The organism is Streptomyces scopuliridis (assembly GCF_042790125.1).
Lineage (GTDB): Bacteria > Actinomycetota > Actinomycetes > Streptomycetales > Streptomycetaceae > Streptomyces > Streptomyces scopuliridis_A.
The window spans coordinates 208,494-228,671 of record NZ_JBHTZS010000008.1 but is presented as its reverse complement, the minus strand read 5'-3'; the positions used below and the strand labels follow the sequence as shown (position 1 = coordinate 228,671).

Genomic DNA, 20,178 nt, shown 5'->3' with positions numbered 1-20,178 from the left:
GGCGGCCGGCGCTCCGCCTCAGCCCTTCCGGCGCATGCGCTTGAAGGCGAGGACCAGTACGGCCCCACCGATGACGATGATCGCGCCGAGGGTGGCGTTCCCTTGGGTCCCGCCGCCGTCCGCGTTGCCGGCCATACCCCCGTCCGCACCCGTGCCTGACGAGGAATTCCCGCCCCCGGAGGACGAGTTGCCGCCGGAGGACGAGCCGCCGGTGTCCTTGTCCAGGTCCACCCGCACGACCCCGCTCTGCTCGCCCTCGGTGCCGAACATCAGCGCCTTGCCGTCCGCCGTGTAGGTCACCGACTCGGCCTGCCGCTGGAGCGGCGCGCTGATCCGGCGATCCTTGCCCAGCCGGCCGTTCTGCCACACGTAGGCACGCGCGCTGAAGTACGAGCGCAGCACCAGCTCCTTCCCGTCCGGCGAGAACGCCCCGTCCGTCACCCAGGGCACGTCATCGATCCGCCGGAAGGTGTTGGTCCCGGACGAGGTCAGCTCGGCCGGGCCCTCGTACAGCCCGCCGCCGTCCTCGTTCTTCGAGGCGATATAGACGCGACCGGTCTTGGGGTCGACCATCATCGACTCGGCGTCACGCGGCCCGTCGGCGTACTTCACGGTGAACTGCGTGGCGCGCACCGTCGCGTCCTTGAGCTCCTTGGGCTCGGGGAAGCGGTAGATCCACACGTGATCCCAGGTGCCGTTCAGATTGTCGCCGATATCGCCGACATACACGTTCCCATCGGGACCTATGGAGATGGCCTCTACATCGCGCGGCTTGCCGATGCCTTCGAGGGTAAGCGTCGCGACCGTCTCACCGGTCCTGGAGTCCACGGCATAGATCTGGGGCCCATAGCCACTGTCGTTATGTGTCCAGTAGACGCCGGGGTGGGCTCGGCTGGCGGCGAGTCCGCTGGACTCCGTGATCCTCGGGTCCTTGATCGTGAAGCTCTGGTCGGGCGCCCCGTCGGCCGCGGCGGCAGGGGTGACGGCGGGCGCGAACGCCACCGCCGAGGCCGCGGTCAGCAGTACGACAGCGAGGGCACGGGCGATGGCGACGGCACCGGAGACGCGCGGGCCGGGGTGGCACGGAAGCGAACGCATTCAATAAGACTGCCATCCCCGCCGGCGCCGGCTGGTCGGGATGGCCCGTCCGGCCGACGTTCCGGACAAGCCCCGGACGCCGGCTCGGGCAACGGTTCGGGCGACGGGTCCGGGGCTCAGGCGACCGCGCGGACTCCGCCCCGAGCTGCGGGTCGACCGGCGCCCGGATGAAGACCGGTTCACTTCCAGTCTGCGGGTGGGGGGATGGGGCGCGGGAGTGGAGTGGGGCGGCCCGGCACCGGCTCAGCGGGCTGATGGGGGTGGGTGGTTGGGACTCATGCCCCGCTGGTGGCGGTTCGTTTTTGGGTGGGGGTTCGTGCCGAGGGGTAGTCGGGGTGACCCGGGAGGTTTGATGGCGGGTGGGGGCCGCCCCTCAGGCTTCAGTTTCGCGGTTGCGGGTTGGGCGTCAAGGGCGCTCCTTCGTCGCGTCGGCTGCGCCGATTGCGCTGCGCTCCACCCTTGACACCCGCCCCTCCACCGCAAGTGCTGCTTTGAGGGGGGCGGCCCGGGGGTAGACCGTACACCCTGGGAGTGGGGAAATCACCAGGTCAGTGCATGGAAATGCCCCGCCCGGCGCGTGGCCGAACGGGGCTGGTCTGCTGTCTCAGGTCGGGGCTATGTGGCCCGCTGTGCCGTGGTCATGCGCTCCTGTGTAGGGCGGAGAACTGGTCACCGGGGTATCTGTACGGGTACTCGACTCCCCGTGCCGCGAACTCGACGGCGAAGCGGCGTTCCCGCTGTAGAGGTGTGAGTGGCATGGTCTCTTCGGCGCGGAAGATGGCGCGGGCGTCCGCCGAGCTTGGCCCGGTCCACGGCTTGGTCCAGGGACCCGCAGTCGGGACGCATGGCTGTGCGGGGGCCGCTATGGGTTCGGCGCGCCGGTTCCCGGTGGCGGGCAGCAGCGCGGCAAGGATGATGCGAAGGCACGCCACGAAGGCGCGCGCAATAGAGTGGCGCACGGCGACAGCTCCTCAAAGTGATGTCGTCCACGGCCCCGGGAGTGTTACCAGCACTCGCCGGGGTTCCTTGTTCTGCTGTTTCAACGGACGTTGGAACGGGCCCTGTTGAGAGCCCCGCCTGTCTGCCGGGCCGGGGAAGGGAACGCAGACAGGCGGGGCCGTTTCGCCCTGCCCGGCCGATGAGCACCCCACGCGCTTCATGGCCGGACAGGGGTCCAGGGTCAGCGCCTTGCGGGGCCCTTTCGCTCCCTGGTGCTTGCCCCCTCCCCTGCCGGATCGACCGGTGCGTTGGGGCGCACGGGGCGGCCATCGGCAGGGGAGGGGAGCCTATGACGTGCCCTTCTGCCGTATCGCGTGCAGCTTTCCGACCGCTACCAGCTGCCGTTGTTCCCAGGCGGTTGCCGGGCGCAGCCGTCGGTAGTGGACGCGCCAGATGAGGCCCGTGGGCCGCTCCAGCTCGATGAAGGGCCCGTCCACGTTCCTCACGGTGCCGGGCATGTCGTAGTCCCGGTCGAAGATCACCGCGCCGATGAGAATGTCGTTCGGCCTGCCGAAAGCGGGCGTGTACCGGACGCTGCGCGGGGGTTTGGCAACAGGGTGCTTCGCTGCCATCAGGACCAGCCCCCGCGCCTACGCTCCGCGTTCTCCTTGGCCATCTGGCGTCGGATGCGCTGCATGGTCGGGCTGTCGTCGTCCGCTCGGCTGTGCTCCGGCTCACCGGAGACCACGGGCACAGGCACGGGGCACTCCGGGATTCCGCACTCGCACGGCGGGAATGCTAGGGCTGATGCCGGGGCCAGGTCCGCCCCCTCCGGGGAATCGGCGTTCACCGCTCCGCCGTCCGGTGCGGGTGGGCCGAGATGATCTCGCTGTACTTCCGGACGCCTGCCATGTCGCTGCGCGCTCGGCTTGAAGTACGTCCGTTGTGCGCCGCGTTGCAGATCACGCACTCGGGTACGGGCACGGGCTCAAGGTTCGGCATCGGAACGGCCGGAGCGGTCGTTTCCTCACTTCGGATCACAGCAGACAACCTCTCCAGACCGGCAAGAGTCGCGTTCAGGCTGGTCGGTGTGGGCGGAGCGTAGGGGCCTCGATAAACACCAGCGGGGTACAGGGCCCACCGACTGAGCCACGCCTCCCGCTCACTGCGGCGGGGCTTAAGGAAGGTGCGCTCCTCAGTCACGTCCGCTCCTCTCCGTAGCGGTTCCACTACCGGGGTGCGCCAGACTGGCCTAGAGTCAGAATCCCTTCAACTAGTCAGAAGTGAAGGAGGGGTTGCAGGCAGCATGGTCAACCGCAAGGAGTTAAGCCCTGAGAGCAGCCCACGAGCGGCCTTTGGCGCCCGTGTGCGCAGGTTGCGCGAGGGTCGTGGCTGGAGCCAAGAAGAGCTAGCCGCGAACGTGGAATATTCCAGCCAGCATATTTCGGCTGTTGAAACTGGCCGCAAGCCGCCAACCCTCCCCTTCTCACGCAAGCTCGATCTCGTGTTCGGCACAGGGGATACGGCCGATTCGTTCGAACGCGAGTGGCGCGAGATGCGGCACGGCTCGCTGTTGGAAGGGTTCCCGGAGTACGTCGGGTACGAGGGGCGAGCAGCAGAGATACGGCTGTACGAAATTGGAATCATCCCGGGCCTGCTCCAGACACCGGACTACGCGTCAGTGCTGGCTGACAGTGCCGTCAAGCGGGGCGCGATCACTCCCGAGCAAGCAGCAGAGCGGGTCTCGTTCCTGGCGGAGCGGCAAGAGACGCTGGAGCGGCATCGTCCACCCATGGTGTTCGTGGTGATGGACGAAAGTTGCATCCGACGGCCCATCGGCGGACACGAGATCATGGGCGCTCAGCTTGAACGACTGGTCGAGTTCGCTGCTCGTCCCACGACAGTGCTACACATCGCGCCGTTCAACATAGGCGAGCGCCGCACGTTCGACCTGCCGGTCAACTTGCTGACGCTCCCGGACCGATCAGTCGTCGCCTACGCCGAGTCTCAAGCGCAAGGACACCTGGATCGTGAGCCAGCCTCTGTTCTCCCCATGTTGACGGCCTACCATCAACTAGAGGCTGAAGCGCTGTCGCAGGCGGCATCCGTGGCCATGATCAACGAGGTACGAAAGGGCACCCCGTGACGACCGACGAATCCCCCCGCTGGTCCAAATCCTCCTACAGCAACAACGGCGGTAACTGCGTCGAGGTTGCCGCAAACCTCGTAGTCTCGCGCGGCGTGGTCCCCATCCGCGACTCCAAGAACCTCAGCGGTCCCATGCTGAACGTTCCCGCTGGTGCGTTCACCTCGTTCGTGGCGGGCATCAAGGCGGGCACACTCGACACTGTCTGATGCGGTACCGGTACCCCGTGCGCCCCAAGTTGAGCCCCGCCGTTCTCTTCCGGAGCGGCGGGGCTTCTAGTTGCCATTTCCGCATACGCGAAAAGCCCCGCACTCGCCCCCTGAGGGAGACAAGTACGGGGGCTCTGTGTGGCGATCAGCCGTTCAGGACTCGGGTAAGGCGAGCGGCAGCCTTACCGCCGAACATGGCGAGTCCACAATAGAAATCAATCCGGGTTCGGTAGACCGGCTTTTCGTGGGCCTCGCCCAAATCGGTTGCCTGAATCCCGCCGTTGGTGAGACCGGTTACCCCGGTGTCCGCCTCGGAAGCGCCGAAACGGACGGCGTACATGTCGCTGGTCTCCTTACCGTCCTCACCAGCCGTAAGCGGGATCACGTCCGTACCGTCGAGATTCTGGCCGGCGTCCAGGAGGGGAATCCCGTTCCATGTGGGAGCAAGCTTTCCCCCGATCTCGCTCATGAGGAGTTCACTGCCGCCCAGTCGCCGGAATCCAGACTTTATCTTGGCGATTATCTCACTGTTGGTATAGATGGCTCCGTTCGCTCCGCTGAGTCCGCGAACCCGACCGACCAGGGAATCCAGCGCATCAAAGAACGCGTATCCATCCGCCACGGGGGACGTCCCCCCGGCATCGACCACCTGTGATCCGATCAGCCTCTTTCGGAGACCGTCGAAACCTTTCGGGTTGACCATGATGTCACCGTTGAAGAACTGATCGGAGAAGTGAATTGATGCAGCCTTGATCTTCATGTGCGTGTGAATGGCGCGCTGTTCATTGAGATTGCTTCGCGTCTGAACAATGAACTTGTCGACATCCGCATCACCGCCGAGGATGGCAAGGGTTTCAATCCGCTGATTAACCGCACCAACGCTCTCTGGGTATGCCTCGTTCACAGCCCGGAAGGCAACACCCGGAAGCTTGGATTCTTCGTTGTACTTGTACGCGCTCCCCTGGACGTCGATAAGCGGCAGCCGATCGAGGATCGGCGATTCCTGAACGAACATTTCGATGACGCCAAGCTTGAGCATGTCCTGAGTGAGCTTGGCTGATTCAGCGAGCGTAAGAGCCATAGTTGTTTCTCCTGTCTTCAGTGTGGTTGACGAGTCGGCGATCAATCCCAGATACCCGAATCCTCATCATCGGCTTCCGGCGCTGTAATTGCGATTCGCGCACTCGGCGAGAGACCCAATTCGCGGATGTACCGGGCAAGCTGCGTCCGGTACTGCGCTGCAATGGTGGCCGCTCCGTTCTTCACCGTTCCGCGCTCTGCGGTCACCATCAGCCCGCGCTCTGAAAGGTCCCGCTCCGCCTGGTCGATACGGGCGACGCATACGCACAGATCTTTGACGGTCGCGTGGTCCACTTCGCCGATACCGGCGGCGACTTCCAACACCGGAACCACGCGCCGCCATTCTTGCGATGCGACTTCCCGGCATCGCGCGTTGGCCGTTTCCACTTCGGCAAACGGCGAGGGCGCGAACACTCCGGACCAGTCCGGTTCGGCAAGGATCGCGCGAGGGATTACCACTCCCTCTTTGATCGGCGTCTTTGACGGGTTTCCCTCGCGTGTCCGCTGCATGGCGGATGCGGGTCTGTATCGGTCAGCCACGAATTCCCACTTTCCTACTGGTTCAAAAGGGCGCCCAAAAACTCCTACAGCTCCGGCGAGAGTTTTTCTCCTCCCTCACGTGCAATCTCAGGAGGGGAAGGGGGCACCCGCCCTGGTCAGAACGACGGACGCTCGCCGGATTCACGACGGGAACGCGCTTCCGCAGCAAATCCACCAGGCTGTTTGCGTGCGGTCTCGCGGTTATGGCACGACGTGCACAGCGGACGCAGATGCTTCGCAGCGTCCGGATTCACGGCTCCCTGTGCGAGCAGCTGCTTTCGCGACAGCGGGAAATGGTCGGCAACCGACGCGCTACGACCGCACAGCACACACCACGGGTTCGTGTACAGGTACGCGCTGCGGATGCGCGGCCAAAGGCGCCCGTACGCGCTCGTCCCAGGTGTCACACGCTGCGCGGTCGCTCCCCTCTCATGGGCCGCACACCGGCCACCCGTGGTCAGCTCGGGACACCCGGGGACAGAGCACGGGGGGGCGGGGCTTGCGGGGCAAGGGGGATCACCTACATCGCGGGATGGGAGTTGTCGTCACACGGACATGAAAGGGACTCCTGCGGGACTCCGGCGGAATACTGGTAACGACGCATTCAGCGTGTTGGTCTTGGGTCATGGCAAACGACAAGGCAACAGCGCCCGCTTTCGAACTCCGCTGCGGCGGGCTGCACTTGACTATCCAGCGCGTCCCCGGGTGGCTGGTGGCAGCTCTCGCCACGGCCGCGGGAAGCGGACTCGCGGCATGGCTCACGTCGCGGTGATTCTTACCGCTCAGGGGCGGGGTCGCCGAGGCACGGGGGATCACCTCCGTGAGTGGTCAGCGGGCAGAGCATTGCTGGGCTTCGCGCCCTGCCAGCCCCGTCCGGTAGAGTCAGAGGGATCGATGAAGGGGGGTGTGATGGAAGAGGACGATCAGCTGAGCCCGTCCGAACTCCGGCTCATGGCACGGTTTGACGAGGTGCTGGCCAATTCTGCGGGGCGCGACCGGATCTTCGAACTCTTCTCCTACGTAGCCACGTTGGCGAAGAACCTCGACGGCATGTGGGTTGCTGACGAAGAGCCCACGTTGATCTTCGTGGCGAAGGGCACACGCGAGAGAGCCTGTAAGCAGCTTTGGCGCGCTGCTTGGGGTCTGCGTCACGCCACGACTAGCACCGAACGACGCGCGTATGTCCGCGAGTTCCTTGATGCGCTCGCCGAGTCGAGTGCGCAGCTCCTACAGATGCTTGCGCGTGTGCTGCTTGTACTTCTCTCGCGACTCTTGGGCCGCACTGCCACCTTTGACATACCGGCGTGGAAGCCTGTTCCGCTCGATTCCGCACCGCAGATCGCACCCCGAGGTCCGAACCCTGCTTTCCCCGTGAGCATCTACCGGGGCGGGCGCCAAAGCAGTTGTGCGCTGGGGAGCGCCGTACTGGCTGCCTAGGTAGCTCGCCGACCGTGTCAGGTCGGAAGGCTTAGTAAGCATCATGTTCAATCTGCCGGAAACGGCTCCCTGGTGGGCCGTGTTGGGTGTGGCGGTTCTCGGAATTGTTGTCTTCGGTATTCCGCGTTTCGTCCGCGCGATGTGGCCGCAATCCTCCGTCCACCGCAAGGAACTGTTGCGAGAGTGGCAGCGACAGCGCGAGCAGAAGAGGGCCCAGAAGTATGAGCAGGAACGGGCTCGTCGGCGAAAGGAACTCGGCAACCGCGAATGAGACGTGCCAGGGCGGGGACTTACTTGAGTTCCCGCCCGCGCACGGCCCCGAACTCCGTGCTCGTCTTCAGCCCGTGGCACCCGTGGCACAACACCGGGAAGCAGATGCGGGCTTGTTGCACGCACCGCCGCCTGAGTAGTACTGGCACTCGTAGGACCCGCCGCCGAAGGACATCGCGTGCCCGCAGTCCGCGCACCGCAGAAGCCCTGTGAGCGGGTGGACCCGGCGCCCTGCCTGGGGCTCGGCGGTGTTGAACATCTGGTGTCCGGAGACGAGCCGGCGGGCCCGTGCGGCAAGACCGGCGGGAATCATCTGCGGCAGGACATCGTCTGTGACACAGCGGACCCGCTCGCCCATGCTGTTCAGGTAGTGCGCCGGGACCTTCCCCGCGTTCGTGAGGGTCAGCCACCCCTCATAGACCGGATGCACGAGGACGGCCCGGATGGTCGCACCGGTCCATGCCCTACCCGTGGCGGACACGATCCCTTCGGCGTTGAACGCGCGGGATATGGCTCGCGCTGACATGCCCTCGGCGATCCCCGTGTAGATGCGCACGACTACTTCCCACGGCGTGATTTCCCGCTTGCCCTTGGCCAGGCAGATGTAGGGGGTGTGGTCCGGGGACAGCTTGCGCGTGGCGGGGTCGGCGACCAGGCCGAACGGGGCGCGTGCGAGCCAGCGTCCCTCGTTGCGCTGCTTGGCCTTGGTGCTGCGGACGTTGTGTGACAGGCGCTGTGAGTACTCACGTGCGTTCTCGGCACGGTCGGTGATCCATCGGCGGTCCCGCTCGTCCATGGAGTCAAGACGCTCGTAGTCGAAGATCACCCGGGCTTTGCCGAGGATCGGCACGACCGCTTCGGCGCCCTTGCGGCTGAACCTGTCGAGCGCGTACACCCACAGACAGGTCACTTCACCGTTCAGTACGGCGTCCATGGCCGCGTCGTACTTCGGACGCTTCACGTCCGACCAGGCAGACAGGTTCTCCTTCCACACCTTGCGGACGCGGTAGCCGTTCTCATCGGCCCACGCACGGCCCCGCTCCTCCTGTGCGCGGATGGAGAGGGCCCGTTCCCCCTCGCGGACGACCTTGGACTTTCTGAGCAACAGGTCAACTTCGGGGCGGTTGTCGCATGCGGCAGGGACAGGGTCTGTGACCCGTTCGGTGGTCTTCTTCATGGTCTCTCGGGAGACCAGAGGTTTCCTGCGCGCCTTGACCGGTGTGGCTGTCGCCATGGGGTACCCCCTGTGACCAGCGGAAACGTCCCGCTACCCGAGCAAGTCCCAGAGTGTTGGACCTACTGGGGGAGGGGTCCCCGGAGGGGATCCGTGCAGGGGGACGGTCCTTTGCCGACTGCTGGCCGGTGGGCCCTGCGGGGCTGCGCACCAGTGGAGTGGGGCGGCCCGGCACCGGCTCAGCGGCTGTTCGTATGTGCGGGGCTGGGATTCATGCCCCGCTGGTGGGGGTGCGTGGGTGGTGGGGCGGGTGTGACGGGTGAGGCGGCCAGTGGGCGTCTGGAGGGCCGTGATGTGCGGTGGAGCCAGGTTTCCTGGCAGCGGGACGCATCACCGACCGGAGGAGCCCCGAAAGGGCCCACAAAGTGGGACATACGGGTCGGATGGCAGGTGTGCCCGGCAATGGCGGGTCACCAGCGGGGCATGAGCCCCAACTACCCACCCACACCTGCCCGCTGAGCCGGTGCCGGGCCGCCCCACTCCACTCCCGCGCCCCCACCCCACCGGCCAGCAGTCGGCAAAGGACCGTCCCCCTGCACGGATCCCCTCCGGGGACCCCTCCCCCCGGGCCGCCCCCCTCAAAGCAGCACTTGCGGTGGAGGGCTGGGAGTCAAAGGTGAAGCGCAGCGCAATCGGCGCAGCCGACGCGACGAAGGAGCGCCCTTGACGCCCAACCCGCAACCGCGAAACTGAAGCCTTGAGGGGCGGCCCCCACCCGCCATCACACCCCCCGGCCCACCCCGGATACCTCTCGGTCCTCACCCCCACCCGACAACCAACCGCCACCAGCGGGGCAGGAAACCCAGCCGTCCACGGGGGCAAGACGCTGAGCCGGTGCCGGGCCGCCCCACTCCACTCCCGCGCAGACCAGCCATCCACCTGCCCACCCACCACCCCGCCCCCATCCGGGGCTCAGCAACACCCCCGTCCGGGGGCCAGGCCTCCTGACCTGGGGTGTGTTCCGTCGGAGACTTCTGGGTGTCACGCCGCTGATCAGCGGCCACAACCAGACAGACGACGGGGATCGACCATGACCGACCGGACTCGGCGGAACATCGTGCGCGGCGCGGCAGTAGCAGCCGCCGGAGGGGTTATCGGCCTGCACGGCGGGCCACCCTTCGGCGCGCAGGCAGCCGCCGCTACCACCGCGACCGCCACACCCATTCCCGAACCCACCCGCCCCTTCCTCGAAGGCCCCTTCGCGCCCGTAGCCGACGAGCTCACCGCCTTCGATCTCCCCGTCACCGGCCGCATCCCCCGCGAGCTCAACGGTCGCTATCTGCGCAACGGCCCCAACCCCCTCGGTCTTGAGGACCCCGTGGCGCACCACTGGATGCTCGGCGAAGGGATGGTCCACGGCGTACGCCTCCGGAACGGCCGCGCCGAGTGGTACCGCAACCGCTGGATACGGTCGGCCGCCGTGGCACGCAAGCTAGGCGAGCCGTACGACGGTCCGGTTCCGGAGGGCGACTTCGCGACCAACACCCACGTGATCCCCTACAAGGGCCGCGTTCTGGCGATGCAGGAGAGCGGGGCGCTGCCGTACGAACTCGACGACGAGCTGAACACCATCGGCACGCATGACTTCGGCGGAACGCTGAGCGGCGCGTTCACCGCGCACACCAAGTTCGACGCGCGAGCCGACGAGCTGCACGCGATCGCGTACTACCCGACGTGGGACCACGTCCGGCATCTCGTCGTGGACCGCACAGGCCGGGTCGTACGGACCACGCGGATCCCGGTCGCCGACAGCCCGATGATGCACGACTTCGCCCTGACCGAGAAGCACGTGGTCGTCTTCGACATGCCGGTGACCTTCGATCCCGTCGCGGCCGGGGCGGGCGCCCCCGTCCCGTACGTCTGGAACGACCGGCACCCGGCGCGCGTCGGGGTGATGCCACGGGCCGGTGGCCGGATCCGCTGGTTCGAGGTGCCGTCCCTCTTCTACTCGCACACCCTGAACGCCTACGACGAGGGCTCGTCCGTGGTCGTGGATCTGACCACCATGCCGGCGCCCTTCTTCACGGCCGGCCGGGGCTCCGGCGGTCCCACCGCGCTCGGGACCCCGTCCCTCGACCGCTGGACGATCGACCTGGCACACGGCCGCGTGCGTACGCGACGTCTCGACGACCGTCCGCAGGAGTTCCCGCGGGTCAACGAGGTGCTGGTGTCCCGGCGGCATCGCTACGCGTACTCCGCCACGGCGGGGGCGATGTGGCAGGCGTATCTGACGGTCGACGGCGTGCCGCCGGACCGTGCCTTCAGCAACGCCCTGATCAAGCACGATCTGCTCCGTGGCACCACCGAGGTGCACCGTTTCCCCCGGAACGCGGCTGCGGGCGAGGCCGTGTTCGTACCCTCGCGGACGGAACCCCGCGCCACCGAGGACACCCGCACCGAGGACACCCGCGCCGAGGACGACGGCTACGCGCTCGCCTATGTGCACAATCCCGAGCGCGGCGCGGCCGACCTGGTCATCCTCGCCGCACAGGACTTCACCGGCGAGCCGGTCGCCCGGATCCATCTGCCGGGACGGGTCCCCCTCGGTTTCCACGGCAGTTGGGTCCCCGACGCGTAACCGCACGATCACGCGACCGCACAACCACGCAAACGTGCGACCGTGCGACCACGCAACCGCCCCTCCGGGTCACCCGCCGCCCCGCCGCCCGTCAGCCCCCCGCATCCGGGACCGGGCCGCCAGAGGCGGGGCCCTGACCCAACGCCGCCCGGTCCGCGATCCGTTGCCCCATCGGGCGGCGGTCCAGCGCCTCCAGCGCCTCGCCGATCAGCCGGCTCAGCGGATACGGCAGCTCCGCCTCGAACTCCGCCGCCGCGGCCGCGGTCGCCTCCCACTCGGCGTTCAGCGCCGGAAGCAGCTCCTCCGCCCGGGGGGTCAGCCGGACCATGCGCCGCCGGGCGTCGTCCCCCGGAGCCAGGACGACCAAGCCGTCCTTGGCCATCTGCGCGACGGTCTGACTCGCCGCGGAGTGCGTCACTCCGGTCGCCTGGGCCAGTTCGCGGATGGAGCACGGCCCCGGAGCGGCGGCCAGGGCGCGGACGACGGGGGTGTAGCGGGGGCGGAAACCGTCCATCCCGAGATCCGTGTAGACCGCTTCGACACCGGCTTCGAGACGGTCGAGGAGATGCCGCAGCCGGGTCCCGAGCAGTTCGGGACCCGGTGGGCGGCGGGCCGATGGATCTGGATGGCAGCTGTCCGACGTCATAAAAGAAAATGTAACAGTGCTGTTGTATATATAGGGTCGGCGTCGGCATCACCGAACCGAACGAATCGCCCCGCGCGCCGCACCCAGGGAGCCGACCCCATGCCCCGAGCCGAGAACCAGCCCGAGGACCAGCCCCAGTCCCCGGATCCGCTCTACCCGCCCATCGAGCCCCACGACCACGGCATGCTCGACGTCGGCGACGGCAACCTCGTCCACTGGGAGGTCTGCGGCAATCCGCACGGCAAGCCCGCGCTCGTCGTCCACGGCGGCCCCGGATCCGGAGCCGGCCCGCGCTCCCGGCGGTTCTTCGACCCCGAGCGCTACCGCACCGTCCTGTTCGACCAGCGCAACTGCGGACGCAGCACCCCGCACGCGAGCGACCCGGCCGCCGACATGCGCCACAACACCACCGACCACCTCATCGCCGACATGGAGCGGTTGCGGATCCATCTGGGGATCGACCGCTGGCTGCTGTACGGCGGCTCCTGGGGCTCGACGCTGATCCTGGCGTACGCCGAGCGGCACCCCGAACGCGTCTCCGCGATCGTCATCGCCGGGGTCACCACGACCCGGCGGTCGGAGATCGACTGGCTGTACGGGGGCGTCGGACAGATCTTCCCCGAGGAGTGGGACCGCTTCCGCGCGGGCGTCCCCGAGGCCGAGCGCGGCGGGCGCACCGTCGATCTCGTCGCCGCCTACGCCCGGCTGACGGAGCATCCCGACCCGGCCGTACGGGAGCGGGCCACGACCGACTGGTGCGCCTGGGAGGACGCCGTACTCTCCATGGAGCCGCACGGTTCCGCGCACCCCTTCGGCGGGCGGGAACTCGCCGCCCGGCGGGCCGTCGTCCGGATCTGCGCGCACTACTTCTCGCACGGCGCCTGGCTCGACGAGGGCGCGCTGCTACGCGACGCGGGGCGGCTGGCGGGGATCCCCGGCGTACTGGTGCACGGCCGCTTCGATCTGAGCGCGCCCCTCGGTACGGCCTGGGAGCTGGCGCGCGCCTGGCCGGACGCCCGGCTGATCGTCATCGAGGACGCGGGGCACAAGGGCAGCGCGGCGGAGCGGCGCGAAGTACGGGCGGGGCTCGACGCGTTCGCGAGCTGAGCCGAGCCGAGCTGATCCGAGCCGAGCCACGCCGGGCTGCGCCGGTCCGCGACGGCCACAAGGACCAGCAGGGGTTGCTTCGAGTGCGCTCGAACGCGTTGGCTGTGGAGTCATGAAGTACACGCAGCTCGGACGCACCGGACTCAAGGTAAGCCGACTCGTCCTCGGGACGATGAACTTCGGCCCGCTCACCAATGAGGCCGACAGTCACACGATCATGGACGCCGCGCTCGACGCGGGCATCAATTTCTTCGATACCGCCAATGTCTACGGCTGGGGCGAGAACAAGGGCCGCACCGAGGAGATCCTCGGCACCTGGTTCGCCAAGGGCGGCGACCGCCGCGACAAGGTCGTCCTGGCCACCAAGGTCTACGGGAACATGGGCGGCGACGGCGACGCGTGGCCCAACCACGACAAGCTCTCCGCCCTCAATATCCGCCGCGCGGTCGACGCGAGCCTCAAGCGGCTCCAGACCGACCACATCGATCTCTACCAGTTCCACCACATCGACCGTGACACCCCGGTCGACGAGATCTGGCAGGCCATCGACACCCTGATCCAGCAGGGCAAGATCATTTACGCGGGCTCCTCCAACTTCCCCGGCTGGAAGATCGCCCAGACCAACGAGACCGCCCACAGGCTCGGTTCGTACGGCCTGGTCAGTGAGCAGTGCCTGTACAACCTGGCCGAGCGCCGCGCCGAGATGGAGGTCATCCCGGCCGCGCGGGAGTACGGCCTCGGGGTCATCCCCTGGTCGCCGCTGAGCGGCGGTCTGCTGGGCGGCGTGATCAAGAAGGAGGTGCAGGGCGGACGGCGCGCCTCCGGCCGTGCCGCCGAGGCGCTCGCCAGCACCAGCACCCGCGCGCAGGTCCAGTCGTACGAGGACCTGCTGGACAAGCACGGCATCGAGCCCGGCGAGGCGGCGCTCGCCTGGCTGCTCACCCGGCCCGGGGTGACGGGCCCGATCGTCGGCCCGCGGACGCTGGAGCAGCTGGAGTCGGCCGTGCGGGCGGTCGAGCTGGAGCTGTCGGAGGAGGTCCTGTCCTCGCTGGACGAGATCTTCCCGGGCCCGGGGCCGGCGCCGGAGGCCTTCGCCTGGTAGTACGCCGACGACGCCACGACCAGGGCCGCGACGCGGCCAGGGCGTGTCCAGGGGCGGCCGCGGCCGGTGACTAACCGACCGCGGCCGCCACAGCGATGATCGCGAACATCAGCACAAGCACGCCCGCCATGATGCGGTTCCGGGTTTTGGGGTCCACAGGTCGAGGTTAACGGCCGGGTGTGACAGCACCGACCCCCGGGTTACCCGGACGCCGCACCGCCCAGCGGACAGCGCGCCACCGCCTCGTACCGCGGCTGCTCCCCCGGCACCCCGCTCTCCGGCAGCCGGCTGCGTACGAGCACGAGCTCGGCCACCTCCCACGGCGTGCCCTCGAACCCGCCGAGGGCCTCCGCGTACAGCCGCAGGTCCACATCCGCCCGGCGGGCCGGATCCGCGCCGCCGGCCACAGCACTGTCGGTCACAGCACTGTCGGTCATATCCGTGCGGCCACCACGGCTGCCGCGGCCACCACGGCGGCTACGGCCGCCACGGCCTCGCGCCAGTGTCAGATGCGCCTGGTAGTGGCGGTGCTCCTCCATCGGCACTCCGGCCCGCCGCGCCGCCGCGTCGGCGCGCTCCGCGAGGCGGCGCAGCTCGCCGATTCCCCCGGCGGCCCCGGCCCACAGGAACCGCCCGTCGAAGTGCCCGCCCCCATGAATACGGAGCGGAAACGGTTCCGTACGCCGCGCGGCCCGCTCCAGCCGCTCGGTCAGCTCCGGCAGCAGCTCGTCCTCGACCTCTCCCATGAAGGCCAGCGTGAAGTGCCAGCCGTCGCGCTCGGTCCACCGCAGCCCGTCGGCGCCGCGCAGCCCCCGGAGCCGGTGCACGGCACGGGCCAGTTCCTCGACGGCTTCGGGGGGCGGCAGTACGGCGGCGAACAGTCTCATGCTCATGAAGCCGAGTCTCCCAGCCGTACGAAACCGTACGTAACCCGGTCACCGTGCGTATCGTTGTACTGCGCGGCTGCCGCATCCTCGCGGCAGCGGGGAGGAGCGCCAGGATGACCGCCGTCGTAGAGACCGTCAGGATCGCCATGGCCGAGGAGAGCAACGAGCTGACTCTGGACAAGATGTTCGAGATGCTCGAAGAAATGCCCGTCCCCGAGGGATACAAGGTCGAGATCGTCGGGGGGGCCATTTACATGTCGCCGCAGCGGGACACTCATTGGGAGATCATCCGGCGCTTTCTGTGGGCCTTGGATGACACGTTCGGCAGGTCCGCGAAGGTGAAGTCCGACGTGCGGTTCGACTTTCCCGGACACTTGAACGGGTTCTGCCCCGACGTCGTCAAGCTGGCCGCTGACGCACAGCAGGATCCGCGTGGCCGATGGGACTTCGCGGACGTGGAGTTCATCGCCGAGGTGATCTCGAAGGACACGGCCGCGAACGACTACGGCCCGAAGAAGGCCGTGTATGCCACGGCCGGCATCCCCGTCTACGTCATCGCGGATCCGTACACCGGCAGGTGCCACGTCTACACAGATCCGAAGGAGGGGGAGTACACGGGCGAACTGACCGCCACCTTCGGCATGGAAATCGACCTCACTATCTCTGGCTCAGCCCTGACATTGCAGACTGACGACTTCCCCCGTCGCTGACACCGCGACTTATGGTGGTCCGCACCCAAGTTCATCGGTCCGGACCACCCTCGTCTACGCGGCCGTCGCCAGCTGCTCCTTCCTCGGCACGAACGCCACATGCGGGCGTCCGCCGCGCAGGTCGACCTTCAGCCGTACCCCCGCCACCCGGGTCAGGATCAGACCGACCGTCGCCGCCGCGAGCAGCGAGACCACGCCGCCCGTGGCGAAGCCGACGCGGGCGCCGTACGTATCGGTGACCCAGCCGAGGAGCGGGCCGCCGATGGGGGTGCCGCCGACGAAGACCATCATGTAGAGGCTCATCACCCGGCCCCGCATCTCCGGGTCCGCCGCCATCTGGACGCTCGTGTTGGCGCTGATGTTGGTCGTCAGGCCGAGCATGCCGATGGGCAGGAGCAGCAGCGAGAACAGCCAGACCCACGGCGAGAAGGACACTACGATCTCCAGCACACCGAAGGCCATCGCCGCGAGGACGAGCAGCCGCAGCCGGCTGGAGCCGCGGCGGGCGGCGAGCAGGGCGCCCGCCAGGGAACCGGCCGCCATCAGGATGTTGAAGAAGGCGTACAGCCCGGCACCGCCGTCGTAGACCTCGTGCGCGTACGCCGTCAGCCAGATCGGGAAGTTGAAGCCGAAGGTGCCGATGAAGCCGATCAGGACGATCGGCCAGATCAGCTCGGGATGGCCGCGCACATAGCGCAGTCCCTCCCTGAGCTGGCCCTTTCCACGCGGTACGCGGACGGACTTGTGCAGTTCGTGCTGGCGCATCAGCAGCAGTCCGGCGAGCGGGGCGAGGAAGGACAGACCGTTGAGCATGAAGGCCCAGCCGCTGCCGACCGTGGTGATCAGAACACCGGCGACGGCGGGGCCGATGAGCCGGGCGGACTGGAAGTTGGCCGAGTTGAGACTGACCGCGTTGCGCAGCTGGTCGGGGCCGACCATCTCGGAGACGAAGGACTGGCGGCTCGGGTTGTCGACGACCGTCACCATGCCGAGCAGGAAGGCGATCAGATAGACGTGCCAGACCTGGACATGTCCGGAGAGCGTCAGGACGGCGAGCGAGAGGCCGCACAGGCCCATCGCGCTCTGGGTGAAGAGCAGCAGCTGACGCTTCGGGTAGCGGTCGGCGATGACGCCGCCGTAGAGGCCGAAGACCAGCATCGGCAGGAACTGGAGAGCCGTCGTGATGCCGACGGCCGCAGATGAGCCGGTGAGGCTGAGGACCAGCCAGTCCTGGGTGATCCGGGACATCCACGTACCGATGTTGGAGACGACGGCGCCCGTCGCGAACAGCCGGTAGTTGCGGATCTTCAGCGACGAGAAGGTCCCGCCGCCGGTCGTGCGCTCGACGGCCGTGCCGTCGGGTATCTCACCGTCGGATATCTCGCCGTCAGCTGTCCCGCCGTCAGATGCACAGCTGTCGGATGTACAGCTGTCGCGCGGACCGCTGTCCTGAGTCGCGCTCTGCGGAGTCGCGCTCTGCGGAGTCGCGCTCTGCGGAGTCGCGCTCTCCGGGGCCGTGCCCTCCGAAGCCGGACTCGGCGTAACCGGACTCGGCGTGACCGGAGTCCGCGAAGCCGGACTCTGCGAAGTGGGGCTCTGCGAGGGCTGCGAGGGCCGTGGGGTGGCTCTGTCCGAGGTGGTGAGGTCGTGGGTGGATTTCGGTGCGGGGGCGGAGTCTGCTCCGGATCCCGTACTCAAAGTGGGTTCGCCTCCTAACAGCGCGCGGATTACAAGTGGGCGAGCTTTTCCAGTACGGGGGCGGCAGCGCGCAGCTTCGCCCACTCGTCATCGTCCAGGCCCTCAGCGAGGGACGCCAGCCAGACATTGCGCTTGCGACGGCTCTCTTCGAGCATCGCCTCGGCCCGCTCTGTCTGGCTGACCACCTTCTGCCGACGGTCGTCGGGGTGCGGCTCGAGCCTGACGAGACCCTTCGCTTCGAGCAGCGCCACAATGCGGGTCATCGACGGCGGCTGGACGTGCTCCTTGCGCGCCAGCTCGCCCGGGGTGGCGGAACCGCAGCGGGCCAGGGTGCCCAGTACCGACATCTCGGTGGGGCTCAGCGACTCGTCGACACGTTGGTGTTTCAGGCGCCGGCCCAGCCGCATGACGGCCGAGCGAAGAGAGTTCACGGCGGCTTCGTTCTCGTCGCCGTGGGGTAGGTCAGGCATGTTTGTTAGGGTAACTCATTACCCATTCTAAATACCACCGGGATGCACGCACCCCGCTCATGCGCGGGCGCAAAGATCATGCGGAGGATCACCCGTACGAGTGAGAGCGCTGCGGAAAGTGACGCGCCGGGGCGCGTACGGGCCCGAGGCTGGTGCGTATGGGATCGACAGTGCTCAGCCTGCGGATCGACGGTGAGCTGCTCGACCGGCTCCGGCGGCATGCCGCCATACGCGGAATGAGCGTCCAGGACTATGTGGTCCGGACGCTCATTCGCGACGACTTCGACGAACGCTTCAAGTCGGCCGTCGAGGAGACGGAGAAGTTCTACGGGGTGAAATGAGGCGGCCACGCCAGGCCCGAACCGAGGCGGCTGCGCCAGGCCCGAAACGAGGCGCCTACGTCAGGCCCAGCGCCGGCATCGCGTAGTAGAAGACGAAGACCGCCGAGACGACATACATCGCCACCGGCACCTCACGGCCGCGCCCGGCCGCCAGCCGCAGCACGCTGAAACTGATGAAGCCGATACCGATGCCGTTGGTGATCGAGTAGGTGAACGGCATCATCACCATCGCCAGGAACGCCGGAACGGCGATGGTGTAGTCGCTCCAGTCGATGTCCCGTACCGAACCGGCCAGGATCAGGAAGCCGACCGCCACCAGAGCCGGTGTCGCGGCCTGGGACGGGACCATCGTCGCGAGTGGCGTGAGGAACAGCGCCACCGTGAAGAGCAGACCCGAGACGATGGACGCCAGCCCGGTCCGCGCCCCCTCGCCGACACCGGCCGTGGACTCCACGTAGCAGGTGTTCGCCGAGGCCGAGGACGCGCCGCCGGCCGCGACGGCGATGCCGTCGACGAAGAGGACCTTGTTGATACCGGGCAGATTCCCCTGCTTGTCCATCAGCTTGGCCTCGTCGCCGACGCCGAGGATCGTGCCCATCGCGTCGAAGAAGGACGACAGCAGCACGGTGAAGACGAACAGCACCCCGGTCAGGATGCCGGCCTTCTCGAAGCCGCCGAACAGGCTGAAGTCCCCGATCAGACCGAAGTCCGGGGTGGAGACCGGGTTGCCCGGCCACTTCGGGGTCGTCAGACCCCAGCTCGGCACCTTCACGACCGCGTCGATGATCATCGCCAGGACCGTCATCGCCACGATGGAGATCAGGATCGCGCCGGGCACCTTGCGGACGATCAGCGCGAGCGTGAGCAGCACCCCGAGGACGAAGACCAGGACCGGCCAGCCGTGCAGATGCCCGTTGGAGCCGAGCTGGAGCGGCACGGTCGTGTGGGCGATGTCCGGGATACGTGAGACGAAGCCGGAGTCGACCAGACCGATCAGCATGATGAAGAGGCCGATACCGATCGCGATGCCCTTGCGCAGCCCGAGCGGCACGGCGTTCATCACGCGCTCCCGCAGACCGGTCGCCACCAGCAGCATCACCACGAAACCGGCGAGTACGACCATGCCCATCGCGTCCGGCCAGCTCATCCTGGGGGCGAGCTGGAGGGCGACGACGGTGTTGATGCCGAGGCCGGCCGCCAGGGCGATCGGCACATTGCCGATGACCCCCATCAGCAGCGTGGAGAAGGCCGCGGTCAGCACGGTCGCGGTGACCAGCTGACCGTTGTCGAGCTGATGCCCGTACATGTCCTTCGCGCTACCGAGAATGATCGGGTTGAGCACGATGATGTACGCCATCGCGAAGAAGGTGGCGAAGCCGCCGCGTACTTCACGACCGACCGTGGAGCCGCGCTCCGAGATCTTGAAGAACCGGTCCAGCCCGCCGGACGGCCGACCGGGGGTCGGCGGCTGGGCATCGGAATCGACCGGAGCGGTGGCCGAGGGGGGCATGCGGAACCTCAGTCGTCGTACGAGCAGGGGCAGACAGGACAGGGCAGGACGGGCCAGGAAAGAACAAAATCCAGCCCGCCTTGGACATTCAGACGAATAAATCAAGTCAGCGAGAAACCGTTTCAGTATGAATACATAAGTCGAAGATCGCTATCTCCGCGCGTAGACCCTTGCAC

General features: G+C 67.6%; 19 protein-coding genes. 9 read left to right on the top strand and 10 right to left on the bottom strand.

Features of this window, described 5'->3' with window-relative positions; translation table 11 throughout:
* Window positions 1-18: 18 nt before the first annotated feature.
* Window positions 19-1,098, bottom strand: coding sequence for a WD40 repeat domain-containing protein (locus ACFRKB_RS15625; protein ID WP_383106313.1), 1,080 nt, complete (start codon window positions 1,096-1,098; stop codon window positions 19-21).
* Window positions 1,099-2,384: 1,286 nt separating this feature from the next.
* The gene (locus tag ACFRKB_RS15620; RefSeq protein ID WP_383106312.1) at window positions 2,385-2,669 is read right to left on the bottom strand and encodes a hypothetical protein; all 285 of its coding nucleotides are present in this window, start codon (window positions 2,667-2,669) and stop codon (window positions 2,385-2,387) included.
* A gap of 674 nt (window positions 2,670-3,343) precedes the next feature.
* On the opposite strand from ACFRKB_RS15620, the gene ACFRKB_RS15615 reads away from it, so the two are divergent.
* Together ACFRKB_RS15615 and ACFRKB_RS15610 are read left to right on the top strand one after the other, a co-directional pair.
* Entirely contained in the window at window positions 3,344-4,183 is an 840-nt protein-coding gene (locus ACFRKB_RS15615; RefSeq protein WP_383106311.1) for a helix-turn-helix domain-containing protein, read from the top strand.
* Window positions 4,180-4,392 carry a DUF397 domain-containing protein gene (locus ACFRKB_RS15610; protein WP_383106310.1) on the top strand — a complete coding sequence of 71 codons (213 nt, stop codon included), beginning with the start codon at window positions 4,180-4,182 and terminating at the stop codon, window positions 4,390-4,392. The genes ACFRKB_RS15615 and ACFRKB_RS15610 overlap by 4 nt, the downstream gene beginning before the upstream one ends.
* Window positions 4,393-4,537: 145 nt before the next feature.
* Here ACFRKB_RS15610 and ACFRKB_RS15605 read toward each other — a convergent pair whose 3' ends face one another.
* Together ACFRKB_RS15605 and ACFRKB_RS15600 are read right to left on the bottom strand one after the other, a co-directional pair.
* Window positions 4,538-5,473 carry a major capsid protein gene (locus ACFRKB_RS15605; protein ID WP_383106308.1) on the bottom strand — a complete coding sequence of 312 codons (936 nt, stop codon included), beginning with the start codon at window positions 5,471-5,473 and terminating at the stop codon, window positions 4,538-4,540.
* Window positions 5,474-5,514: 41 nt separating this feature from the next.
* Entirely contained in the window at window positions 5,515-6,012 is a 498-nt protein-coding gene (locus ACFRKB_RS15600) for a phage terminase small subunit P27 family (protein ID WP_383106307.1), read from the bottom strand.
* 909 nt (window positions 6,013-6,921) lie between these two features.
* On the opposite strand from ACFRKB_RS15600, the gene ACFRKB_RS15595 reads away from it, so the two are divergent.
* On the top strand, window positions 6,922-7,449 hold the full coding sequence (locus ACFRKB_RS15595; RefSeq protein ID WP_383106306.1) for a hypothetical protein: 528 nt from the start codon (window positions 6,922-6,924) through the stop codon (window positions 7,447-7,449).
* Between the two features lie 43 nt (window positions 7,450-7,492).
* Window positions 7,493-7,720, top strand: coding sequence for a hypothetical protein (locus ACFRKB_RS15590; protein ID WP_383106305.1), 228 nt, complete (start codon window positions 7,493-7,495; stop codon window positions 7,718-7,720).
* A 66-nt stretch (window positions 7,721-7,786) separates the two neighbouring features.
* On the opposite strand, the gene ACFRKB_RS15585 is transcribed toward ACFRKB_RS15590, so the two are convergent.
* Complete coding sequence (locus ACFRKB_RS15585; RefSeq protein WP_383106304.1) at window positions 7,787-8,953, bottom strand: recombinase family protein; 1,167 nt, start codon at window positions 8,951-8,953, stop codon at window positions 7,787-7,789.
* Window positions 8,954-9,983: 1,030 nt separating this feature from the next.
* On the opposite strand from ACFRKB_RS15585, the gene ACFRKB_RS15580 reads away from it, so the two are divergent.
* A complete protein-coding gene (locus tag ACFRKB_RS15580; RefSeq protein WP_383106302.1) occupies window positions 9,984-11,531 on the top strand; it encodes a carotenoid oxygenase family protein in 1,548 nt (515 codons plus the stop codon).
* 91 nt (window positions 11,532-11,622) lie between these two features.
* Here the strand turns inward: ACFRKB_RS15580 and ACFRKB_RS15575 are convergent, their stop codons facing one another.
* The gene (locus ACFRKB_RS15575) at window positions 11,623-12,177 is read right to left on the bottom strand and encodes a MarR family winged helix-turn-helix transcriptional regulator (RefSeq protein WP_383106301.1); all 555 of its coding nucleotides are present in this window, start codon (window positions 12,175-12,177) and stop codon (window positions 11,623-11,625) included.
* Between the two features lie 99 nt (window positions 12,178-12,276).
* On the opposite strand from ACFRKB_RS15575, the gene pip reads away from it, so the two are divergent.
* A complete protein-coding gene (gene pip, locus ACFRKB_RS15570; RefSeq protein WP_383106300.1) occupies window positions 12,277-13,284 on the top strand; it encodes a prolyl aminopeptidase in 1,008 nt (335 codons plus the stop codon).
* 112 nt (window positions 13,285-13,396) lie between these two features.
* The gene (locus tag ACFRKB_RS15565; protein ID WP_383106298.1) at window positions 13,397-14,386 is read left to right on the top strand and encodes an aldo/keto reductase; all 990 of its coding nucleotides are present in this window, start codon (window positions 13,397-13,399) and stop codon (window positions 14,384-14,386) included.
* A 200-nt stretch (window positions 14,387-14,586) separates the two neighbouring features.
* Here ACFRKB_RS15565 and thpR read toward each other — a convergent pair whose 3' ends face one another.
* On the bottom strand, window positions 14,587-15,273 hold the full coding sequence (thpR, locus tag ACFRKB_RS15560; RefSeq protein WP_383106394.1) for an RNA 2',3'-cyclic phosphodiesterase: 687 nt from the start codon (window positions 15,271-15,273) through the stop codon (window positions 14,587-14,589).
* A 113-nt stretch (window positions 15,274-15,386) separates the two neighbouring features.
* Here thpR and ACFRKB_RS15555 point away from each other — a divergent pair, with 113 nt between their 5' ends.
* Window positions 15,387-15,983: a Uma2 family endonuclease gene (locus tag ACFRKB_RS15555; protein ID WP_383106297.1), complete on the top strand. Its 597-nt coding sequence runs from the start codon at window positions 15,387-15,389 to the stop codon at window positions 15,981-15,983.
* Between the two features lie 54 nt (window positions 15,984-16,037).
* On the opposite strand, the gene ACFRKB_RS15550 is transcribed toward ACFRKB_RS15555, so the two are convergent.
* Together ACFRKB_RS15550 and ACFRKB_RS15540 are read right to left on the bottom strand one after the other, a co-directional pair.
* Entirely contained in the window at window positions 16,038-17,363 is a 1,326-nt protein-coding gene (locus ACFRKB_RS15550; protein WP_383106393.1) for an MFS transporter, read from the bottom strand.
* 347 nt (window positions 17,364-17,710) lie between these two features.
* Window positions 17,711-18,151 carry a MarR family winged helix-turn-helix transcriptional regulator gene (locus ACFRKB_RS15540; protein WP_383023075.1) on the bottom strand — a complete coding sequence of 147 codons (441 nt, stop codon included), beginning with the start codon at window positions 18,149-18,151 and terminating at the stop codon, window positions 17,711-17,713.
* Between the two features lie 158 nt (window positions 18,152-18,309).
* Between ACFRKB_RS15540 and ACFRKB_RS15535 the strand changes: the two genes are divergently transcribed.
* Window positions 18,310-18,492, top strand: coding sequence for a type II toxin-antitoxin system TacA family antitoxin (locus tag ACFRKB_RS15535; protein ID WP_326611748.1), 183 nt, complete (start codon window positions 18,310-18,312; stop codon window positions 18,490-18,492).
* Window positions 18,493-18,547: 55 nt separating this feature from the next.
* Here ACFRKB_RS15535 and ACFRKB_RS15530 read toward each other — a convergent pair whose 3' ends face one another.
* Complete coding sequence (locus ACFRKB_RS15530) at window positions 18,548-20,002, bottom strand: NCS2 family permease (RefSeq protein WP_383106296.1); 1,455 nt, start codon at window positions 20,000-20,002, stop codon at window positions 18,548-18,550.
* Between the last annotated feature and the right edge of the window lie 176 nt (window positions 20,003-20,178).